3 protein-coding genes are annotated in these 2,236 nt (G+C 33.0%); 1 reads left to right on the top strand and 2 read right to left on the bottom strand.

What is annotated here, in order from left to right; all coding sequences use genetic code 11:
• Positions 1 to 81: 81 nt before the first annotated feature.
• Positions 82 to 1,053 (bottom strand): SAP domain-containing protein, encoded by a 972-nt coding sequence (locus ACQRDX_RS09210; RefSeq protein WP_427896590.1) that lies wholly within the window; start codon positions 1,051 to 1,053, stop codon positions 82 to 84.
• Positions 1,054 to 1,055: 2 nt separating this feature from the next.
• Entirely contained in the window at positions 1,056 to 1,760 is a 705-nt protein-coding gene (locus ACQRDX_RS09205) for an XRE family transcriptional regulator (RefSeq protein WP_172015088.1), read from the bottom strand.
• Positions 1,761 to 1,950: 190 nt separating this feature from the next.
• Between ACQRDX_RS09205 and ACQRDX_RS09200 the strand changes: the two genes are divergently transcribed.
• Positions 1,951 to 2,151, top strand: a complete 201-nt coding sequence (locus ACQRDX_RS09200; protein ID WP_170239000.1) for a helix-turn-helix domain-containing protein — start codon at positions 1,951 to 1,953, stop codon at positions 2,149 to 2,151.
• Positions 2,152 to 2,236: the final 85 nt, after the last annotated feature.

The raw sequence follows: 2,236 nt of genomic DNA, 5'->3' as shown, positions 1-2,236 counted from the left end.
AGGGCTTTTTAATGCCTGATTTCTTGTAGTGTAGCCTTATGCTCAAACTTTGGTCGGGGAGAGCATAGGGCTTTTTTATTATTATCTATAATAATCAGAATCAAATTTTTTATATTTTTCTAGGTAATCCTCTATTACATATAAATTTTCTGTTAGGAGATTATTTCTGATAAAAAGAAAGTCTTTTTCATTTAGAAAAATTTTCTTTTTGAATGACTTTAGATATTTTTTTGCTACTTCAAACGCTCTATTATAGTCATCTAAATCACAATTTTCAGCACAGTTTCTTAATTCAGTAACGATAAAGCTGTTAGCCATAGGGTATAAGTATATTGGATTCTTGATGTAGTCGTAGTTATTACTAAGACCGGAGCAATCAAGAAGTAACACCTTTATATAATATTCCATTGCTAAATAGTATTCTTTTTTATTTCTATACATTTCAGCAAAAGCATGATTATCATTTCTAACAAGTCCAAATTGTTGTAGATTTACATTTTTAGACATACGGTCATTTAAAATAGACGATTTTATTTCATCGAAATTTAAATTTGGGAACTTACTAAGGTAGTCGCTATATTCTATAGGGGTGATATGCCTATCTTGATGAGCTTTAATCAAATACTGCTTATCATTTAAGACTTGTTTACCCAAGGCGGTAGCACACAGGGAACTTGGAATGACAGTCTCAAAAACTTCAATATTTTCCATAATTCGTTCTATGAGAGTGTCCTTCTTACCAGAAGTTTTAAAATTTTCTTTATTTAAAATTTCTTTTAATTCACTAACTCTGAGTTTTTTTAAACTGCGCTCAGATTTTTGATCTTCTAACAACCCCAAACGAATAAGTTTATTTCTGTGTAGCTGTGGATTTATAAAGTAATCAAATTCAAAGTAAGAGGGAAATCTATCTGTAGAACTAGTATCTAACCAGTGGAGAAGTATAACATCTCCGATTTCAAGCAGATTATCATCAGTCTGTTGTGAAATGCCGGTTGATGTTTTAGTGAAATTCTTAGTAGTTTTCTTAAAAAGCTTATCAAAAAAAGACATGACTAACCCTCTCTATAAATTTCAACCACTTCACCAATAGTCCTGATGTCGTCATCTTCTGAAAGAAAAACATCATCATAGTCAGGGTTAAGTGATTTCAAATAAGGTCTACCATTAGATTTGAACTGTTTAACATAGTTTTCACCATTAACTTGGAAAATGGCAATATCGTTGTTATCTACCTGAGGGGTATGCTTGATGAAAAGCAAGTCTCCATCTTTGATTTTAGGAGCCATACTCTCTCCAATAACCTTTGCAACGCTGTCAAAATCATCAGGAACCTCACTAGATGGGATTGTGATTTCAGCGTCCACATAGTCATCCTGGATAACTCCATTACCAGCAGATACAAAACCAGTGATATACACCGTGGTCATTTGGATTGGTTTCCTATTTTGTTTATCACGCAAAGCAAGAGCTAAGTCTACTACTTTTTTCTTGTTGAGGTCATTGAGGTCATCATAGATAGATTGAATATCAGATACGGCAGGTTTATCAACTCCATACAAAATATAATCTGTAGAAGTCCCTAAAATCTGAGCCAGTTGGACTAGCTTTCTGCCGTTTGGGAGATTTTTAGCGCCCTCCCACTTAGAAATAGTGCTTTGTGATTTGTAGCCCATAAGTTCAGCTATATCACTTTGTTCAAGCCCTTTTCTTTCTCTGAGTGTCTTAATTCTATATGAGATTTCTTCATTGGTATTCATATTGCCACTCCTGTTTTTGATAAGTCCATTATATAGTACAAAAGAGAAATAATCAAGTGATATAGAGAAAAAAGTAAAAAAATATGAAAAAAAGTCATTTTAACTATTGACAAATGAGAAAAAATCATATAGAATGTAATCAAGCTTGAGAAAGCTTAATATAAAAAAATAAAGAAAGAGAGGGGTAGGTATGACCAAACCAAAAATCACTATCGCTGAAATCCGTGCTAAAAACGGTAAAATGACACAGCGTGAATTTGGTGATAGTGTAGGAGTAGCGCCACAGACGGTAAACTCTTGGGAAAAAGACATCTACCGTATAAGCGCAAAAAACCTCATGAAAATCTGTGAGATTTACCATGTGACTTCTAGTGATTTGCTAGGCACTTAAAAAAATTTTACCTCTCACATGATTATTTCTCATATAGAAAGGAGTCTTTATGAATAAACTCATCAACGTAACGCTAAATGACAAA

Source organism: Streptococcus sp. SGI.013 (genome assembly GCF_050315295.1).
Lineage (GTDB): Bacteria > Bacillota > Bacilli > Lactobacillales > Streptococcaceae > Streptococcus > Streptococcus porcorum.
Note: the sequence above shows the minus strand (reverse complement) of the source record. Positions and strands in the feature narration are given on the sequence as shown.